The sequence below is a fragment of the Reyranella sp. genome, from assembly GCF_965279465.1.
In the GTDB taxonomy this organism is placed as follows: domain Bacteria; phylum Pseudomonadota; class Alphaproteobacteria; order Reyranellales; family Reyranellaceae; genus Reyranella.
Genome location: NZ_OZ257242.1, coordinates 247,778 through 266,040 on the forward strand (window position 1 = coordinate 247,778; position 18,263 = coordinate 266,040).

Sequence of the window (18,263 nt, forward strand, 5' to 3'; positions counted from 1 at the left end):
ATACCCTCAGCTCGGCCCAGCTTCCCGCTGAGACTTTCCGAAGAGCAGTTCGCCGGCCATCGGGCTACCCTTTTGGTCAATTTCACACTTTCCTTCCATGGCGGCATCCACATATGCCTTCAAATAATGAGGCATCTGGTGCTTCAGAGAGCCTCCGATGCGAGCATTCAACTCAAATACGAAGCACCGGTCGCCGCGGAGCTTGTAGTCGAAGCAGGCGGGGCCATCAGTGAAGCCGATGGACGCCAGGATTTTCTCGTACAGAGATAAATACGGTGTGTCGTCGAACCAGGTCAATTTCGAGGGTTTGGCTTTCTTGCCCTTGATGTAGGGTCGCTCTGCCGACATCGTGTATCGGACGCTGCGGGTAAATCGAACTTTCCCGTTAACGAGCAGGATGTGCGTGGCCCATTCTTCCGGACCGGGAATATAGGATTGCAGGAAGTGTGTGGTCGAGTTGAATGGCTTTCGGTGTTCCCCTCTATCGATGATGAAGGAATTCTCTCCGAAGGCGCTGCCCTTATCCTTCAGGATCAAAGGATATTCCAAAGGATCATCGGGGTAATTTGCGAACATGCGCGGAATATGCTTCTCGAAACCAAGCTCGAGCATGGCTTCGTTGAAGGCGCGTTTGTCCTCGCACAAGGCGACCACTTCCGGATGCGGAAAGAATGCAGGCACCTTCTCGCCCTTGTCGCGTTTTTCCTGCAAAATATTGTAAGGACCAAGGTGTACAGGAATCACCGCGTCAAAAGACGACAGTTCAAGTCCAGAGCTCGAGACCGGGGCAGATGAATACTCAAACCCAAGCGCCTTGGCGCTAGCCATCATGGAAGGGCGCCAATGATTGTTATCTTCCGTAAAGAATATCTTGGGGCCGGTGCCGGGAACGGCAAGCTGATCGGTCAAGCCAAGATAATTCAAGTATGGAATAGTCAGTGCATCAACTGCGGCGAGAGCATTCACGCCTACAAGGCTGAATAGGGAGCCTTTTCCCTCGGGTGCTTTGGCATTGACTGCCGGACCCAGGTGGCCATCCTTAATGGCAAGTAACTTATCTGCCCAGTACAGATGGCAACGATCCAAGGCAGTCGCACTCCCCGCCTTGCGCCAAGCAATCGGCGTAGTCGCCGTACCTTCTGGTTCCCATCTTGGACGATGGCGAGAAGGCGACATGGTCAGGGTCCTGCCCGCGGCGACAACGGCAGATGCTTCCGGCCAATTCGAGATTTGAAGGGGTATATGCAGGCCTGGCGTCAACTCCGCGAACGGAACGGCAGACACCGATTTAGGGAGAGGACGAAAGCACAGCAGTCGCTGCCTTCCCACCATGACGAGCTGTGCATGATTGAACGACCTCAATGCACCGATCTCGCAACTTTCTCTCAGGTACTGTAGCGCCAAAACCTCAAAATCAGCGGGACAAAGTGTCCGAAACGAAGACTTCAGCAACTGAGCGACCTGCCCACTTCCCAGCTTCGACGCTGCCTCGATGCCCATAAAGACATTCCTCATGATGTCGGAAAGCGCTGATCTCCTGCGGTCCACGGGCCGTTTAGCTCGTCATGTCACATTGGCTGTAGCGCCGCGCGGGCCAATCAGCGCTTCGCATCGCCAACCACGTATCCGGGCCGCAGCTTGACAGCAGCCGTACTCGCGCGTGTACACGCTGACGAGCCTAAGGCGAACGCCCAAATGGCCAACTGATTGAGGACGCTGGCTGGGGCGCCAGGATTCGAACCTGGGAATGGGGGAATCAAAATCCCCTGCCTTACCGCTTGGCTACGCCCCATCCGGCGGCGGCGGAACATAGTGGGTTACGTTCCGAAGCGCTAGGCGGCTTTAGGCAGCGTGAAGGGCCTTCTTCAGCAACTCACCGTGCACGAAGTTGCCATCGGCGTAGAGCAGGGCATGTGCCGCCGGATCGAGAGCGAGGTCGACGATCTCGCCGATGTAGATCGTGTGGGTCCCTGCCGCGACCTTGGTGACCAGCCGGCAGTCGAACGACACCGGGCAGCCCTTCAGCACCGGCGCGCCGGTCGACAGGCTCGACCATTCGCCCATGTCGTGGAAGCGCTGGTCGCCCTCGACGCCGTCCATGCCGGCGAAGCGCTCGGCGAGCTTGCGATGGCCAGGGCTCAGGATGTTGACACAGAAGAAGCCCGCCTCGGCGATCGGGTCGTGCGCCGACGCGGTCTTGTTCACGCAAATCAGGATCTGCGGGGGCTCGGCCGAAACCGAGCAGACCGCCGTGGCGGTGAGCCCGCCGCGCAGATCGCGGTGGCGGGTAGTAATCAGGGTCACGCTCGCCGCAAGGTGGCGCATGCCCTTTTTGAAGGCAGCCGCATCGATACTCATGAGCCGACTCTAAGCCAGGCGGCCGGCCGACCGCCACCGGAAAGACCGCTAACTGCCCGGTCCGGCGGCAAAATCCGGTCATTGACATAAAACCTTCACAAAATCGTAGGAGATTGCGGTTGCCCAGCGGCCTTTGGCCGTTAGTTTCGCCCCGGCATGGCTCCGCTTACCCCCGATACCCCGCCACATACGGCCCTCCGGCGGATCGTGGCGGAATGCCATGCCGATCTGCTGAAGTATCGCGCGATCGTGCTGGCCGGCCGCCGCGCGATCGGCATTCACCAGACGCGGGTGGCACTGCGCCGCATGCGCGCCGCGCTCGGCCTCTTCCGCGGTGCGGTCGAAGGCCCCACGGAGGGCCGCATTGTGCGCGCCTTGGCGGCCGAGGCAAAATGGCTGGCCGGCGAATGCGGGCCGGCGCGCGACCTCCATGTCTTCCTGACCGAGACCGCCCAGGAGGTGCCGATCGAGGTGAAGCGCATCGCCGCCCGCCTCGCCAAGCTGCACTATGACCGTGCCCGCACGGCGCTTTCAGGCGCGCGCTACAATGCCTTCGACGGCCAGCTTACCGCGTTCGTCGAGGCCGCACCGGCGGCCCCGCCTACCGAGCCGTCGGACAGGCTGGAGGATTTCGGCCGCGCCCTGCTCGTGCAGCACCATGCCAAAGTCGAGCGGCGCGGCCAGCATCTCAAGAGCCTCGACCACGAAGAGCTGCATCGGCTCCGCATTGCCATCAAGAAGCTGCGCTATGCGGCGGGCTTCCTGCGACCGGTCTTTGCCTCGGAAGGAGCGAAAGCCTATATCGAGGCAACAACGCGCCTGCAGGGCGCGCTCGGTGCCATGAACGATCGCGCGGTGGCCGGCCGGATGCTGGACGACATCGCCGTGGCGGCCCGCCCGACGGAAAACGTCGAGGAGGCGCTGCGCAGACTCGCCAAGCAGGCCGCGTCCGGCGACAAGCGCCGGCGGCAAAAGCTCCAACAGGCGTGGAAGCAGTTCAAGGAGGCCGAGCGCTTCTGGCGGGCCTGAACGGAGTGGACATGAGCAACACGCAGACCGCCGCCGAAGAACGCATTCCCGTGACCGTGCTGACGGGCTTCCTGGGCAGCGGCAAGACCACGCTCCTCAACAAGCTGCTGCGCCGGCCGGAGCTCGCCGACACCGCCGTGATCATCAACGAGTTCGGCGAGATCGGCCTCGATCACCTGCTGGTCGAGAAGTCCGACGACGAGGGCATGGTCACGCTCAACTCGGGCTGCCTGTGCTGCACCGTGCGCGGCGACCTGGTGCGCACCATGAGCGAGCTGTTCCTCAAGCGCTCCAAGGGCGAGGTGTCGCCCTTCAAGCGCATGGTGGTCGAGACCACCGGTCTCGCCGATCCGGCGCCGATCCTTCACACCTTGATGACCGACCCGCTGCTCGCCACGCGCTATCGCCTCGACGGCGTGGTGACGACGGTCGACGGCGTGAACGGCGCTTCGACGCTCGACAATCACGAGGAGGCGGTGAAGCAGGCCGCGGTCGCCGACCGGTTGCTGCTCACCAAGGTCGATATCGCCGATGCGCCCAAGCTCGACGACCTGAAGCACCGGCTGCAGCACCTCAATCCCGGCGCGGCCGCGATCTCGATTTCCGGCGGCGAGATCGATCCGAACGCGATCCTCAATGCCGGCCTCTATAACCCCGAGACCAAGACCGCCGACGTGAAGCGCTGGCTGCATGATGAGGCCTACGAAGGCGGCCGCGATCATGGGCATGGGCACCATCATCACGGCCACGACCATGGGCACGACCACGGTCACGACAAGCATGAGCACGGCCATGGCGAGCAGGATCCGCACAACGTCAACCGCCACGACGACCGCATCAAGGCGTTCTGCATGACCTTCGACGAGCCGATGAGCTGGGCGACGGTGGCGGCGGCGTTCGACGCGCTGGTCACCTATCGCGGCCCGGACCTGTTGCGCATGAAGGGCATCCTGAACGTCAAGGACACCGACAAGCCCGTGGTGATCCACGGCGTGCAGCACGTCTTCCATCCGCCGGCGACGCTCGAAGCCTGGCCCGAGGGCGACGACCGCAAGAGCCGCGTGGTGTTCATCACCCGCGACATCGCCGAGAGCACCATCCGCAAGGTCTTCGCCTCGTTCTTCGATGCGGAAAAGAAGGGCTGGGGCCAAGAAGCGGCGCCGAAGCTTTAATTCATTGGACCGCGCGCATCCTGCGCGCTCATGACATGAGCGCGCAGGATGCGCTCGCGCTCCCATGACTGTTGTCGCGAGCCTCGAAAGGTGATGGGGTAGTTCTACGCGAAAGCCGGCCATAAGAGCCGCACCGCGATAGGAAGCGACAGACGGAGTACAGCATGGTTTTTGTGATCAGGCGCCGCGAAATCGTATGCGTGGCGGCGGCTGCGCCTGCGCTCGCATTCGCGAGCGGACGAGGCGCATCGGCGCAAGGCAAGACCGGTTCGAGTGTCTATCCCGTCGCGGTGCCGACCTACGAGGTGCAGTTCGTCGCCATGGAGAAGGGTTTCTTCAAGGACGAAGGCTACGACTTCAAGCTGATCCAGGGCGGCAGTGGTGTGAAGACGCGCGAGATCCTGGCCTCGCGCCAGGGCGACTTCGCGATCGCCGACATCCTGCATGTCCTGCAGCTCAACAAGAACGGCCGGCCGACACGGGCGCTCAACACGATCGACCAACGCGCGCCGGGCGTGCGCTTCGCGGTGCGCAAGGACCTGTTCGACCAGGGCATCGACACGATGCAGAAGCTCGCCGCCTGGAAGCGCCCCGACGGCAAGCGTGCGATCGTCGGCGTCTCCTCGCTGGGCGGCACCTCGCATCTGTGGTCACACTACTTCATGGAGCGCCTGGAGCTCGCCGACAAGGTGACCTGGGTGGGCGTCGGCAACGTGGACACCATGCTGGGCACGCTGAAGAGCAAGCAGATCGACGTGCTCTCGAGCGCGATCTCGGTGACGACCGAGGCCGAGAAAAACGGCTGGGGCAAGGTGATCTATGCGCCGAGCGACGAGAAGATATGGAACTCGGTGATCGGCGGACCGGTTCCGGTCAACGCCAACTTCTGTCTCCTTGCCACGATCGAGAAGGAGCCGGAGAAGGTGCAGGCCTTCACCAACGCGATCTGGCGCTCCGTGCAATGGATCAGGGCCAACAACGCGGACACGATCCTGGCCACCATCGAGCGCTTCGTCGGCTCGACCTCGCGTGAAGCGAACCTGCTCGAGATCGGCGAGCTGAAGGACGTCGCCGACTGGAACGGCCTGATCAATGCGGAGTCCTGGGCGCGCGGCGAGAAGGTCTGGTACGGCGAGCTCACGGGCCTCAAGCCGATCAAGATGGAAGATGCCGTCGCCGACAGGTTCCTCAAGGCGGCGCATGCCAAGTATCCCGCCTGAGGCGGCGGCAGCGCGCTGCCGCATCGAGATCGACAAGCTCCGCAAGGGATTCAACGCCAACGGCCGCGAAGTCGTCGCGGTCGACGATGCGTCGTTCCGCATCAACGACGGCGAGTTCGTCGCGCTGCTCGGTCCCTCGGGGTGCGGCAAGAGCACGATCCTGAACATGGTCGCGACCCTGATCCCGCCCACGGGCGGCGTCATCCGGGTCGACGGCACGCCGGTGACCTTCGGTCGGCCGGTGCGCCATGTCGGCTACGTGTTCCAGAAGGACACGCTGTTCCCGTGGCGCACGATCGAGGACAACATCGGCTACTCGCTCGAGCTTGCCGGCGTGCCCGCCGCCGAGCGGAAGACGAAAGTCGCCGAGGCGATTCACCAGGCCGGACTCGACGGCTTCGCGCGCTTCTATCCTTCCTCGCTGTCGGGCGGCATGCGGCAACGCGTGTCGCTGATGCGCACCTTGATCTCGCAGCCCGAGATCCTGCTGATGGACGAGCCGTTCGGCGCACTCGACACCCACACCAAGCTCGACATGCATTCGGTGCTGCTTGGCCTGTGGGAACGCCAGCGCCAGACCGTGCTGTTCGTCACCCACGATCTGGGCGAGGCGCTGACCCTTGCCGACCGCATAATCCTGATGTCTGCCCGGCCCGGCCGCGTGAAGCAGGATTTCAAGGTCGACTTCCCGCGCCCGCGCGATGCGGTGGCGCTGCGCGAGACGCGGCAATACGCCGAGCTGTTCTCGCGCATCTGGCACTCGCTCGGCGAGGAATTTGCCAAAGGACGCAGCGTATGAGGCGCGTTTCGACTCTCCTGTGGCAGATCGCCATCGGCCTCGGCGCCCTTGCGGTGTGGGAATGGGGCTGGGATTTCCACGACCGGCTGCCGTGGTTGGTGCCCGATCTGCTGGACCCCTACTTCGTCTCCAGGCCCTCGGCGATCTTCCAGCAGTTCCTGACCATGAGCTGCCTGGTCGGACGCGACGGCAACTGGACCTTCGCGGCCGACGGTGCCTTCGCGCGCTGCATGGGCAAGTCCGAGAACAATCTCTGGATCGCCACCTTCGTAACGCTCAAGAACACGATGTGGGGCTTCCTGACCGGCGTGAGCTCGGGCTTCGTGCTCGGCCTGCTGCTCGGTCGCTCGGACCGGCTGAGCGAGATCTTCTATCCCTATATCACCGCCTTCAACTCGATCCCGCGCATCGCTCTCGCGCCGATCATCATCCTGGCCTTCGGCATCGGCGACGCCTCGAAGATCGTAACCGCATGGCTCGTCGTAGTCTTCCTGGTGTTCTTCAACACATTCGAGGGCGCGCGTTCGGTCGACCGCGACCACATCAACGCCTCGCGCCTGCTGGGCGCCAGCGAATGGCAGGTGACGCGAACGGTGATCGTGCCCTCGACCATGGCCTGGCTGTTCGCCTCGCTCTCGCCCGCCATCTCCTTCTCGCTGATCGGCGTCATCGTCGGCGAGTTCATCGGCGCCGAGCACGGCATCGGCCGCATGATCATCGAGTCAGAAGCCCGCGGCGAGGCCGCCGGCATGATGGTCGCAGTGTTCGTGCTGATGATCGCCGGCGTGATCCTGTCGAGCCTCGTACGGCGGCTGCAGTCGTATCTGCTGCGGTGGCGGCCGGCTCAGCAACTATCGCCTTGATCTGGACAGCCGACAGCATCGGACCGGGAAATCGGCCCGGCCTTTCCCACAGCGCCACTGGGCGTTCAGCCAGCTTCATGTCGCGCAGCCTTGCGGGCCGCACGCCGTTCCCGCTTCCAGAATTTGCGCTTCGTGCTGCGGAGATGTTTCCACCACTCACCGGCCGCGGTGAGCATTCCCTTCTTGACGGTAGCCATGCCTCAGCCTCCAGGCACCTTCTCATAGCACATCAGCCCGCGCGAGGAATCGTCCCAGGGCGGCCGGCTGCGCGTGAAGATCGCGACCTGCGGCTTGAACTGGGACGTATCGTCGAGCGAACCGGCGTAGAGATTGATGCGGCCGGGCATCGCTTCGGCGCGGCCGAACACCACGCTGTGGCAGGTCGGGCACGAATAGCGCGTCGCGATGGTGCCGCTGCCGCCGGTCGAGGCGTAAGAGCGCGTCTCTCCCTCGACCGTGACGGCGTCCTCGGCAAAGCAGATGAAGCCGGCGTGGCCCGCGCCGCTCATGCGCTGGCAGTTGCGGCAATGGCAAAGGCCTTGAAGCAGCGGCTCGCCCTCGGCGCGATAGCGCAGGGCGCCGCACAGGCATCCTCCGGTGATCATCGTCGTACTACGCCACTCTCCGGGCCGTCGGCCAGAACAGCGTCCGGCCGGTGCCGCCGGTGCGCAGCACGAGGAAGCCGACGATCGTGAGATTTAGCAGGTTGAACAGGACGCCGAGCCCGAAGGCCCAGGCGTAGTAGCCGAAGTGATCGTAGAGCGTTCCGGCAAACCAGCTGCCGAAGGCCATGCCGCTCATCGCCGTGAACAGGGTGAGCGGCATGCGCCACGACGCCTCCGACCCCGGGAAGAGATCGCGGATGGCGACGCTATAGGACGGGATGATGCCCGCGAAGCCCAGACCGAAGGCGGCGGAGACGGCGAACAGGCCGGCCTCGTCCTGGGTCAGCAGAAAGCAGGCGATGGCGACCGCCTGGCAGGCCGAGCCCGCCAGCACCGTGCGCAGGCCGCCGATTCTGTCCGCCAGCGCGCCCCATGCCTGGCGCGCGAGGAAGGCGCAGCCAAGCATGACCGACAGCATGGCGGCGCCATGCGTCGGCTTGATGCCGATGTCGCCGCAGAAGGCCACGATATGCGCCGACGGGATCGCCATCGGGACGCAGCAGCAGAATCCGGCCAGGCAGATCAGCGCCTGCGCCACGTTCGGGTGAAAGCCGGCGACGCGGTGGCGCTGGCCCGGAGCGGGAGCGTGACGCGGCGCAACCGCAACCGGCGCCTTGGGCGGCGGCTTCAGGAACAGGATCGCGGGCAGCATGAAGGCGAGCACGAGACCGCCGTAGGCGAGCATCAAGGCCTGCCAGCCGATCGCCCCCAGCCCGAGCTCGAACAACGCCGGCCACAACACCCCGGCGACATACTGGCCCGAGGAAATGAATGCGATCGCCGCCCCGCGGCGACGCTCGAACCAACGGCTGACATAGACCAGCAGCGGCGGATAGACGCCGCCATTGCCGAAAAACCCGATCATCAGCCCGTGGCCGATATAGAGGGCCCAGATCGAGCCCAAGGAGGAGAGCGCCAAGCCGCCGGCGATCATGCAGGCGCCGATGGTGACGGTGGTGCGCAGCCCGATGCGGTCGGCCAGCCAGCCCATCAGGATACCGCCCGAGCCGGTGCCGACCCAGACCAGCGCGCCGGCCAGCGCCAGCACCGAGCGCTCGGTCCCGAGTGCTTCCTGCATCGGCTTCATGCCGACCACGATCAGCAATGGCGAGCCATAGGAGACTGTGAGGATGGCGAGCACGAGCCACGCCGTCTTCCACGAGGCGCGGCTGTCTACGCCGCCGCTGCCCGCCGCTCCGTCCATTGACCGTTCCTCCAGCGTCGGGCGGCTGGCTTGTCTGCTACCATCGCCTACCCGATCGAGGAGGCACTATGGCTGAGAACGAAACGCGGCGCGATACGGCGGCATTGCAGGCCCTGACGCTGGGCGCAACGGTGGTGGTGTCCTCCACGGGCAACGGCGCCTTCGAGCAGATGCTGCTGAATGGCCGCCACGCGCTGCTGGCCGACGAGCCGAAGGCAGTGGGCGGTAACGATCTCGGCCCTGGCCCGTACGAGTTCCTGCTGATGTCACTCGGCAGCTGCACCTCGATGACCCTGCAGATGTATGCGAGCCGTAAGAAATGGCCGCTCGCACAGGTCGTGGTGCGGCTACGCCATTCCAAGGTCTATGCCGAGGATTGCGCCGACTGCGAGAAGCCCACGGCGAAGATCGACCGCATCGAGCGCGAGATCGAGGTGATCGGCGCGCTCGATGCCGAGCAGCGGTCACGTTTGCTGGAGATCGCCAATCAGTGCCCCGTCCACCGCACTCTTTCGTCTAGGATCGACATCAAGACGACAGCCGCCTGACAGGGAGAATCGCCGATGGGTTGGGCAAGCAGACTGGGCCTCGCGATCCTGGCCGCAACCGTCGCGCTGCCGGCGATGGCTCAAGGCTGGCCGGCCAAGCCAGTGCGCATCGTCGTGCCGTTCGGTCCGGGCGGCCCGGCAGACGTCTATGCCCGCATCGTCGGCCAGGAGCTGACGGAGTCCCTCAAGCAGCAGTTCGTGATCGACAATAAGCCGGGCGCCGGTGCGGTGATCGGCACCGACGTCGTCGCGAAGGCGGCTCCCGACGGCTACACGCTGCTGATGATGAGCAACACCCACACCACCAACGAGACGCTGCTGTCGAACAAGCCCTACACGCTGATGAAGGACCTGGCGCCGGTCGCGCCGGTCAATTCGTCCGACCTGGTGATGGTGGTGCACCCTTCGCTGCCGGCGAACACGCTCGCCGAGTTCATCGCGCTGGCGAAGAAGGAGCCCGGCAAGCTCGCCTATGCCTCGTCGGGACCGGGCACGCCCTATCACATGGCCGGCGAGCTGTTCAAAGCCATGACCGGCACCGACATCCTACACGTGCCGCACAAGAGCAGCGGCGAGGCGCGCAACGCCGTAATGGGCGGCCATGTGCAGATAATGTTCGACGCCGTCACGACCATGAAGGGCAGCATCAACTCGGGTCACGTCCGCGCGCTCGGCACCACGGGCGACAAGCGCTCGGACATCCTGCCCAACGTGCCGACCGTCGCCGAGGCCGGCGTGCCGGGCTACGAGGCCACGATCTGGCTCGGCATCATGGCGCCGGCGGGAACGCCGAAGGAGATCGTCGACAAGCTCAATGCCGAGGTCGGCAAGGTGCTGGCCAAGCCCGCGATCCGCGAGGCCTGGGCCAAACAGGGTGCCGTGCCCATAACGATGACAGCCCCGGAGTTCGGCGCCTTCCTACAGCGTGACATCGACAAATGGGCGAAGGTCGTCCAGGTGTCCGGCGCCAAGGTGCAGTGATGGCCGTCCTGCGCATTCTGGCCGGCGGCGCCGCGCAGTCGCTGGTCGAGAAGGCACGGCCGGGCTTCGAGATCGACGCCACCTTCAGCGCAGTCGGCGCGATGCGCGACCGGCTGCTCGCGGGCGAGCCAGCCGACATCGTGATCCTCAGTCGCGCGCTGGTCGACGAGCTGGCGCGCAGCGGCCATGTCGTGGCGTCGAAGATCACCGATGTCGCCCGCGTCGCCACGACCGTCGCGGTACGCAGCGGCGATCCCCTGCCCGCGATCGGCGACAAGGCCGCGCTGGCTGCAGCCCTCGGGAACGCCGACGAGATCCACTTCCCCGATCCCGCGCAGGCGACGGCGGGTATCCATTTCGCGAAGGTCATGCGCGAACTCGGCGTCTGGGAGCATGTGGCCGGACGGCTAAAGCTTGCGCCCAATGGCAATACCGCGATGCGCGCCCTCGCCGCCTCTACGGCGCTCCATCCGATCGGCTGCACGCAGGAGACGGAGATCCGCGCGACGCCGGGCATCGTGCTCGTCGGCCCGCTGCCGCCGGGCTTCAATCTCACGACCGTCTATACTGCGGCCGTCGCCAGCGCGGCGCGGTCGCCGTCCGAGGCGGCACGGTTCCTCTCCCGACTCGCTCAGCTGACGGGATAGATCCCGTGCAGGACCTTGTCGAAATGGTCCTCTATCAGCACCGTGCAGCCGCATGAAAGCGATCGCAGCTTCTTCTCGTCCCTGATGATCTGCCGCAACCGTCGGCTCTCGATCACGCCCTCCTGGCGCATGCTGCTCAGCACCCGGCTGATGAACGGCCGCCCGACTCCCATGATGCTGGCGAGCTGTTCCTGGGTGATGGCGATCTCGCGGTCTCCCGTACGCTCGAGCGCGGCGAGCAGAAGCTTGGCCGTGCGCTGCTTGATCGTGTGCCTGCCGTTGCAGACCGCCGTCTGGAAGACCTGCGCCATCAGGCAATCCGAATAGCGCGAGAACCAGTGACGCAGGGCGATCGAGCTCAGCTTGGCCTGTTCGAGCGCCGTCGTCCTGATGCGGATGAACCGGCCGGGGAAGCGCACAACCGCCGTCGAATAGGCCGGCAGATGGCCGTTCGAGACGATGCCGCCGACCGCCCCCTCGCGGCCGATCTGGGCGACGTCCATCCTATCGCCGTCGACATCCTCGACGCAGAAAGCAGCGGAGGCCGACCCGAGGGGGAACCACGTGTCGACGACATCATCGCCTGCACGGTGGAGGATGATATTGGCTTCCAGGTCGAGCACCATCATCTGGCCGCGCAACCGAATACGATCCGCTTCGACCAGAACGGCAAGCAGGCCGTTTTGTGCCATGTCGGCTTCGGTCGGCGTCGTGATCGGCCTCTCCCTCGCGACTGTCCACTTGTGCACGGACATCTTCGGCGTTGCCGCGTATTCATGAGCTATATCTTCGCCCGATAGCGCACGCAAACGCCTCGGCAAGTCTCTGGGGGATGTCGATGGCTCCTGTTTCATCCGTCGACCTTGCCGGCCGCCGTGTGCTGGTGGTCGAGGATCAGTTCGTGATCGCGCTCGACATGGAGCAGATGCTGCGCGCGCTGGGCGCCGGCGCCATCGATCTGGTGACGACCACTCCGGACGCCCTCGCAGCCATCGCGCAGGCTCCACCGGATCTCGCGATCCTCGATGTGAAACTGGAGACGGAGACCACGGTGCCGATCGCCGAAGCACTCCAGGCCCGCGCCATTCCCCTGATCTTCGTCTCGGGTTACGGCGACCTCAACGCGGTACCGCTGTCTCTCCGCGGCACAGCGCTGCTTCGAAAGCCGGTCGACCGTGCGGCGCTGGCTGACATCCTCAGCCAGTTGCTCGCGGCCTAACCCCAGACCAGCACCGCCGCGCCCAGCAGCACGAAAGAGGCGGCGGCGCAGAGGCGCACCAGCCTGAGCGGGACCTTGCGGGCCAGCAGGTCGCCGAACAGGACGGCCGGGACGTTGGCCAGCATCATGCCGAGGGTCGTCCCCGCGGTGACCAGCGCGATGTTGTGGAAGCGCGCGGCCAGGGCCACTGTGGCGATCTGGGTCTTGTCGCCGATCTCGACCAGGAAAAAGGCGATCGTGGTAGCGAGGAAGGCGCCGACATGGCTGACTGCCTTCGGCCCCTCATCCTCCTTGTCGGGAATCAAAGCCCAGCCGGCCATCGCGATGAACATCACGCCGACGATCCAACGCATCGCACCGGGTCCGAGCCAGGCGGCGACGGCGGCGCCGACCGAGGCGGCGATCGCGTGATTGGCCAAGGTCGCCACCAGGATACCCAGGATGATCGGCACCGGCTTTCGATAGCGGGTGGCCAGCAGCATGGCGAGAAGCTGCGTCTTGTCGCCGATCTCGGCAATCGCCACGAGACCGGCCGAAACGAGGAAGGCTTCCATGGAACGTCACATGCGGGGACCGAGCGCGCATACCGATGGCCGCTCGCGCCGCCCGATCCCACGGGTGAAGACGCGAACAAGCCAAAGGTCTCGCCAAGCACGAATGCCGAAGCCGCCAAGGCCCAAATACCGAAATATCGGGCCTAGTCTGTTGACGGTTCCGCCTCTGGGGTGAGGCCGGCTACTCCCCAATGACGGCGCGGGTATAGGCCGGTGGGAAACCCCGTGCAAGGCATCTCGCTGCGGCCCTTTTGCCCGTGCTAGACCTTGGGCATGGCGAAATCCAAGGACTCTGCGGCTCCGGCGGCGGCTGCATCGGACGACAAGTCGCTCGGCGACAAGCCACTCAAGCACCTCTGGCTGGTCGACGGCTCGGGCTACCTGTTCCGCGCCTATCACGCCCTGCCGCCCATGACGCGACCCGACGGCACGCCGATCAATGCGGTCTACGGTTTCTGCCGCATGCTGGCGCTGCATCTCGACGATCCCGAGGTCGACCATATCGCGATGATCCTCGATGCCGGGCGCACCACCTTCCGCAACGAGATCTACGACAAGTACAAGGCCAACCGGCCCGAGCCGCCGGAAGACCTGATCCCGCAGTTCCCGCTGATCCGCGAGGCGGCCAAGGCCTTCAACGTCACTGTCTGCGAGCTCGACAACTACGAGGCCGACGACCTGATCGCGACCTACGCGCGGCTCGCGGTCGAGGCCGGCGGGACCTGCACCATCGTATCGTCCGACAAGGACCTGATGCAGCTGATCCGTCCCGGCGTCGAGATGTTCGACCCGATCAAGCAGAAGCGGCTCGGCCCCGAGGCGGTGATGGAGAAGTTCGGCGTCACGCCGGACAAGGTCGTCGACGTGCAGGCACTGGCCGGCGACTCGACCGACAACGTACCCGGCGTTCCGGGCATCGGTGTCAAGACTGCCGCGCAGCTGCTGGGTGAGTACGGCGACCTCGAGACGCTGCTGGCGCGCGCCGGCGAGATCAAGCAGCCCAAGCGGCGCGCGGCACTGCAGGACAACGCCGAGCTCGCGCGCATTTCCAAGCGGCTGGTTCAGCTCAAGGACGACGTGCCGGCGCCGGCGGATCCCGACTCCTTCGACAAGCGCCGGCCCGATCCCAACGTGCTGCTGCCCTGGCTGGAGCAGCAGGGCTTCAAAAGCCTGGTCGCCAAGTACAGCAAGGAGCTGGGCGAGGCGACCAACCCGGTGACGCCGGCGCTGGCCACGGCGGCGGTGACGAAACCAGAACCAGCCGAGGCGAGGCCCGCGCCGGCCGCGCACGCCAAGCCCAACCGCGCGTTCACCTCGGCGGACTACGAGACGATCCGCACCGAGGCGGCGCTCGACGAATGGATCGTCGAGGCGACCAAGGCCGGTGTCGTCGCCTTCGACTGCGAGACCGACGCGCTCGATTCCAACAATGCCGGGCTGGTCGGCGTGTCCCTTGCCCTGCTCGACGGACCGTGGGGCAACGTGAACTCCAGCCGCCGCCGCGCGGCCTATCTGCCAATCGGCCACCGCGCGCCGGGCGGCGCCGCACAGGGCACACTCGATCTCGGCGGCGAGAGCGAGGCGACCGACCCACGGGACCAAGGGGGCAGGCTGCTGCCTGACCAGCTTCCGCTCCAGACCGTGATCGACAGGCTGAAGCCGCTGCTCGAGGACCCGGGCGTGCTGAAGGTCGGCCAGAACATCAAGTACGACATGTGCGTGTTCGAGCGGCACGGCATCACGATCGGGCCGGTCGACGACACGATGCTGCTCTCCTTCGTGCTCGACGCCGGCAAGCACGGCCACGGCATGGACGAGCTGGCCGAGCGCTATCTCGGCCAGAAGACCATCAAGTTCTCCGACGTGGCGGGCTCGGGCGCCAAGCAGGTGAGCTTCGACAAGGTGCCGATCGAGCGCGCCATGGAATATGCCGCCGAGGACGCCGATGTCACGCTCCAGCTCTGGGCGCGCTTCAAGCCGCGCATCGTCGCCGAGCATATGGTGACCCTGTACGAGACGATCGAGCGGCCGCTGATCCCCGTGCTGCTGTCGATGGAGCAGGCCGGCATCAAGGTCGACGCCCCGGCCCTGAAGACACTGAGCGCCGATTTCGAGAAGCGGCTCGGCGAGCTCGAAGTCGAGATCCACAAGATCGCCGGCCGCGAGTTCAACGTCGGCTCGCCCAAGCAGCTCGGCGAGATCCTGTTCGACGAGCAGAAATTGCCCGGCGGCAAGCGCAACAAGAGCGGTACATGGGCGACCGACGCCCAAGTGCTCGACGACCTCGCCGCGCAGGGCCATCCGCTGCCGGTCAAGATCCTGGAGCATCGTCAGCTCTCCAAGCTCAAGGGCACCTACACCGACGCGCTGGTGCGCGAGCTCGACGCCAAGACCGGCCGAATTCACACGTCGTATCACATGACCGGCGCGGCGACCGGACGGCTCGCCTCCACCGATCCCAACCTGCAGAACATCCCGGTGCGCACCGAGGAGGGCCGCAAGATCCGCGAGGCTTTCATTGCCGAGAAGGGCCACAAGCTGCTGAGCGCCGATTACTCGCAGATCGAGCTCCGGCTGCTGGCGCATGTCGCCGACCTCGCCTCACTGAAGGAGGCCTTCGCGCGCGGCGACGACATCCATGCGATCACCGCGTCGGAGATGTTCGGCGTGCCGGTCAAGGGCATGGACCCGCTGGTGCGTCGTCGTGCCAAGGCGATCAACTTCGGCATCATCTACGGCATCTCGGCGTTCGGCCTCGCCAACCAGCTCGGCATCGGCCAGCAGGAGGCGCGCGAGTACATCTCGAGATATTTCCTGCGCTATCCCGGCATCCGCGACTACATGGAGACGACCAAGGACTACGCGCGCAAGCACGGCTATGTGCGCACGCCGTTCGGCCGCAAGGTCCATTTGAAGTACATCAACGAGAAGAACCAGGGCATGCGCGCCTTCTCCGAGCGCGCCGCGATCAACGCGCCGCTGCAGGGCGGCGCGGCCGACATCATCAAGCGCGCGATGATCCGCGTGCCCGGCGCGCTCGCCGCCGCCGACCTGAAAGCCCGCATGCTGCTACAGGTGCACGACGAGCTGCTGTTCGAGGTGCCCGACCAGGAGATCGACAAGACCAAGAAGGTCACCCGCAAGGTGATGGAAAGCGCCGCGACGCTCTCCGTGCCGCTGGTCGTCGACACCGGCGTCGGCCTCACCTGGGCGGCAGCGCATTAGGAGGACCGGGCAACGCGCACACTGTCATCCCGAGCGTAGCGAGGGATCTATGCTGCAGCCAATAGATCCCTCGCTACGCTCGGGATGACAATCTTGGTTTAATGGGCGTCATGCGCAATGAGGGGAGAGAGCCGATGAAAGTCTGGGGACGCGTCAATTCAATCAACGTCATGAAGGTGCTGTGGTGCGCCGACGAATGCGGCGTCGCGTACGAGCGCGAGAACGTCGGCATGGCGTTCGGCGGCAACGACCAGAAATGGTACCTCGACATGAATCCCAACGGCGTCGTGCCGACGATCGACGACGGCGGGCGCGTGATCTGGGAGAGCAACTCGGCGGTGCGCTATCTCGCGGCGAAGTATGCCGCGGGCACGCTATGGCCCAACGATCCGGGCCAGCGCAGCGAGGCCGACCGTTGGATGGACTGGCAGCTGACGACGATCTCCGAGCCGATGCGGCAAGTCTTCTGGGGCCTGATCCGCACACCGGCGGACAAGCGCGACATGGCGGCGATCAGCAAGGCCGCCATCGAGTGCGGCAAGCTGTGGGGCCGGCTCGACGAGAAGCTCGAGGGCCGGCTCTATGTCGCCGGCAATCACCTCACGATGGGCGACATCCCGGTCGGCTGCTTCGTTCACAGATGGTACGCGCTCGATATCGAGCGGCCAGACCTGAAGAACGTGAAAGCGTGGTACGAGCGGCTGAAGACTCGGCCGGCCTACGTCAAGTACGTCATGCCGCCGCTGACGTAAGCAGGCGGTCGACCAGCTTGCGGAACTGGGTCGGGCCGGCATCAAGGCTGGTCGGCAGCATCGCGCGATCAGGCTCGAGGTCGATCAGTTTCTGCTGCGCCTCGATGATGCGCTTGTCCTCGTGGAACGCCGCCGTGGTCACGCCGAACAGGCGTTCGAGCTTGCCGGGATCGATGTCCTGCGCACGCGTACCGACCGCGTAGAAGTATCGCGAGGCCCGGCGGCCGACCGGCGTCACCGCCTGCTCGTCTATTCTATGGAACAGCGGCTCGATGGCAGGTGCCTTGCCATCGCTTTGCTCGGCGGTGCCGGCGGGATAGAAGCCGGTGCGCTGCAGGAAGACGCCGGGAAACAGGAAGTCGTAGCTGTTCCAGACATCGACCCGCTCGCCGAGCTTCCTCATGAAACCGCGCGGCGGATGGTTGCGCAGCCAGCGCTGGAAGCGCAGCCCACGGTCGAGCGGCACCGTGCGCGGCCGCTCGTCTGCCCATTGCGGCATGTCCAGGCCCAGCGTCTTTTCGTGCGTGAAGCTGAGATGCGAGAGGTCGAGCAGGTTGTCGTCGATCAGCAGGTAATCTGCGTCGTAGTCGAGCTGGCCGGCCTGGAGCCGGTACGCCGGGTCGTCGAGCGCGAGCGACGGCGGGATAGCCGCGGAATCGGCCAGGTCGGCGTCGCCCATCCAGACCCAGATCCAGCTGCCGACGACCTGTAGCGGATAGCGCCGCACGCAGGCGCTTTGCGGGATCAGCTTCTGGCCGGGGATCTCGATGCACTTGCCGTCCGGCGCGAACTTCAGCCCGTGGTACATGCAGCGCAGCGCGTCGCCCTCGAGGCGCCCCATCGACAGCGGCGCGAAGCGATGCGGGCAGCGATCCTCCAGCGCCACGATCGCATCGTCGGACGTGCGATAGATTACCAGCGGCTGGTCGATGATGGTGCGGGCATGGATGCGGCCCGGCTCGATCTCGTGCGTCCAGGCGGCGACGTACCAGGCATTGCGGATCCACATGCCCGAAGGATAACCCAG

General features: G+C 65.2%; 19 protein-coding genes, 1 tRNA gene and 1 riboswitch. Of the genes, 11 read left to right on the top strand and 9 right to left on the bottom strand.

Annotated features, from left to right (window positions below):
* Nucleotides 1-6: 6 nt before the first annotated feature.
* The 3 genes from ACQY8M_RS01180 to ACQY8M_RS01190 all read right to left on the bottom strand — a co-directional run bounded on the left by ACQY8M_RS01180 (nucleotide 7) and on the right by ACQY8M_RS01190 (nucleotide 2,358).
* Complete coding sequence (locus tag ACQY8M_RS01180; protein WP_428668652.1) at nucleotides 7-1,500, bottom strand: hypothetical protein; 1,494 nt, start codon at nucleotides 1,498-1,500, stop codon at nucleotides 7-9.
* 217 nt (nucleotides 1,501-1,717) lie between these two features.
* Nucleotides 1,718-1,792: transfer RNA gene (locus ACQY8M_RS01185), tRNA-Gln, on the bottom strand.
* A 50-nt stretch (nucleotides 1,793-1,842) separates the two neighbouring features.
* Nucleotides 1,843-2,358: a flavin reductase family protein gene (locus tag ACQY8M_RS01190; RefSeq protein WP_428668653.1), complete on the bottom strand. Its 516-nt coding sequence runs from the start codon at nucleotides 2,356-2,358 to the stop codon at nucleotides 1,843-1,845.
* 156 nt (nucleotides 2,359-2,514) lie between these two features.
* Between ACQY8M_RS01190 and ACQY8M_RS01195 the strand changes: the two genes are divergently transcribed.
* From ACQY8M_RS01195 to ACQY8M_RS01215, 5 genes are all read left to right on the top strand, one after another.
* On the top strand, nucleotides 2,515-3,387 hold the full coding sequence (locus ACQY8M_RS01195; RefSeq protein ID WP_428668654.1) for a CHAD domain-containing protein: 873 nt from the start codon (nucleotides 2,515-2,517) through the stop codon (nucleotides 3,385-3,387).
* Nucleotides 3,388-3,398: 11 nt separating this feature from the next.
* The gene (locus ACQY8M_RS01200) at nucleotides 3,399-4,559 is read left to right on the top strand and encodes a CobW family GTP-binding protein (protein WP_428668655.1); all 1,161 of its coding nucleotides are present in this window, start codon (nucleotides 3,399-3,401) and stop codon (nucleotides 4,557-4,559) included.
* 164 nt (nucleotides 4,560-4,723) lie between these two features.
* A complete protein-coding gene (locus ACQY8M_RS01205; RefSeq protein WP_428668656.1) occupies nucleotides 4,724-5,779 on the top strand; it encodes an ABC transporter substrate-binding protein in 1,056 nt (351 codons plus the stop codon).
* Nucleotides 5,760-6,578, top strand: a complete 819-nt coding sequence (locus ACQY8M_RS01210) for an ABC transporter ATP-binding protein (RefSeq protein ID WP_428668657.1) — start codon at nucleotides 5,760-5,762, stop codon at nucleotides 6,576-6,578. Before ACQY8M_RS01205 ends, ACQY8M_RS01210 begins: the two co-directional genes overlap by 20 nt.
* The gene (locus ACQY8M_RS01215; protein ID WP_428668658.1) at nucleotides 6,575-7,441 is read left to right on the top strand and encodes an ABC transporter permease; all 867 of its coding nucleotides are present in this window, start codon (nucleotides 6,575-6,577) and stop codon (nucleotides 7,439-7,441) included. Before ACQY8M_RS01210 ends, ACQY8M_RS01215 begins: the two co-directional genes overlap by 4 nt.
* 65 nt (nucleotides 7,442-7,506) lie before the next feature.
* Here the strand turns inward: ACQY8M_RS01215 and ACQY8M_RS01220 are convergent, their stop codons facing one another.
* The 3 genes from ACQY8M_RS01220 to ACQY8M_RS01230 are packed head-to-tail and all read right to left on the bottom strand — an operon-like array spanning nucleotide 7,507 to nucleotide 9,310.
* Nucleotides 7,507-7,638: a hypothetical protein gene (locus ACQY8M_RS01220; protein WP_428668659.1), complete on the bottom strand. Its 132-nt coding sequence runs from the start codon at nucleotides 7,636-7,638 to the stop codon at nucleotides 7,507-7,509.
* 3 nt (nucleotides 7,639-7,641) lie between these two features.
* Entirely contained in the window at nucleotides 7,642-8,046 is a 405-nt protein-coding gene (locus tag ACQY8M_RS01225) for a GFA family protein (protein ID WP_428668660.1), read from the bottom strand.
* 7 nt (nucleotides 8,047-8,053) lie between these two features.
* The gene (locus ACQY8M_RS01230) at nucleotides 8,054-9,310 is read right to left on the bottom strand and encodes an MFS transporter (RefSeq protein ID WP_428668661.1); all 1,257 of its coding nucleotides are present in this window, start codon (nucleotides 9,308-9,310) and stop codon (nucleotides 8,054-8,056) included.
* A gap of 68 nt (nucleotides 9,311-9,378) precedes the next feature.
* Between ACQY8M_RS01230 and ACQY8M_RS01235 the strand changes: the two genes are divergently transcribed.
* Genes ACQY8M_RS01235 through ACQY8M_RS01245 form a run of 3 tightly spaced genes read left to right on the top strand, consistent with a single transcriptional unit; the run spans nucleotide 9,379 to nucleotide 11,486 of the window.
* Nucleotides 9,379-9,858, top strand: coding sequence for an OsmC family protein (locus ACQY8M_RS01235; RefSeq protein WP_428668662.1), 480 nt, complete (start codon nucleotides 9,379-9,381; stop codon nucleotides 9,856-9,858).
* A gap of 15 nt (nucleotides 9,859-9,873) precedes the next feature.
* Nucleotides 9,874-10,839: a Bug family tripartite tricarboxylate transporter substrate binding protein gene (locus tag ACQY8M_RS01240; protein WP_428668663.1), complete on the top strand. Its 966-nt coding sequence runs from the start codon at nucleotides 9,874-9,876 to the stop codon at nucleotides 10,837-10,839.
* Nucleotides 10,839-11,486 (top strand): molybdate ABC transporter substrate-binding protein, encoded by a 648-nt coding sequence (locus tag ACQY8M_RS01245; RefSeq protein WP_428668664.1) that lies wholly within the window; start codon nucleotides 10,839-10,841, stop codon nucleotides 11,484-11,486. The genes ACQY8M_RS01240 and ACQY8M_RS01245 overlap by 1 nt, the downstream gene beginning before the upstream one ends.
* Here the strand turns inward: ACQY8M_RS01245 and ACQY8M_RS01250 are convergent.
* Complete coding sequence (locus tag ACQY8M_RS01250; RefSeq protein WP_428668665.1) at nucleotides 11,471-12,235, bottom strand: Crp/Fnr family transcriptional regulator; 765 nt, start codon at nucleotides 12,233-12,235, stop codon at nucleotides 11,471-11,473. The two genes, ACQY8M_RS01245 and ACQY8M_RS01250, sit on opposite strands and share 16 nt — an antisense overlap.
* Before the next feature lie 89 nt (nucleotides 12,236-12,324).
* On the opposite strand from ACQY8M_RS01250, the gene ACQY8M_RS01255 reads away from it, so the two are divergent.
* Nucleotides 12,325-12,705, top strand: a complete 381-nt coding sequence (locus tag ACQY8M_RS01255; RefSeq protein WP_428668667.1) for a response regulator — start codon at nucleotides 12,325-12,327, stop codon at nucleotides 12,703-12,705.
* Here ACQY8M_RS01255 and ACQY8M_RS01260 read toward each other — a convergent pair.
* Entirely contained in the window at nucleotides 12,702-13,259 is a 558-nt protein-coding gene (locus ACQY8M_RS01260; protein WP_428668668.1) for a TMEM165/GDT1 family protein, read from the bottom strand. The genes ACQY8M_RS01255 and ACQY8M_RS01260 overlap by 4 nt on opposite strands.
* 8 nt (nucleotides 13,260-13,267) lie before the next feature.
* A riboswitch (yybP-ykoY riboswitch) is annotated at nucleotides 13,268-13,461 on the bottom strand.
* A 71-nt stretch (nucleotides 13,462-13,532) separates the two neighbouring features.
* Between ACQY8M_RS01260 and polA the strand changes: the two genes are divergently transcribed.
* Nucleotides 13,533-16,484: a DNA polymerase I gene (polA, locus tag ACQY8M_RS01265; protein ID WP_428668669.1), complete on the top strand. Its 2,952-nt coding sequence runs from the start codon at nucleotides 13,533-13,535 to the stop codon at nucleotides 16,482-16,484.
* A 134-nt stretch (nucleotides 16,485-16,618) separates the two neighbouring features.
* Nucleotides 16,619-17,236: a glutathione S-transferase family protein gene (locus ACQY8M_RS01270; RefSeq protein WP_428668670.1), complete on the top strand. Its 618-nt coding sequence runs from the start codon at nucleotides 16,619-16,621 to the stop codon at nucleotides 17,234-17,236.
* On the opposite strand, the gene ACQY8M_RS01275 is transcribed toward ACQY8M_RS01270, so the two are convergent.
* Complete coding sequence (locus ACQY8M_RS01275; RefSeq protein ID WP_428668671.1) at nucleotides 17,217-18,245, bottom strand: Rieske 2Fe-2S domain-containing protein; 1,029 nt, start codon at nucleotides 18,243-18,245, stop codon at nucleotides 17,217-17,219. The genes ACQY8M_RS01270 and ACQY8M_RS01275 overlap by 20 nt on opposite strands.
* Nucleotides 18,246-18,263 lie beyond the last annotated feature (18 nt).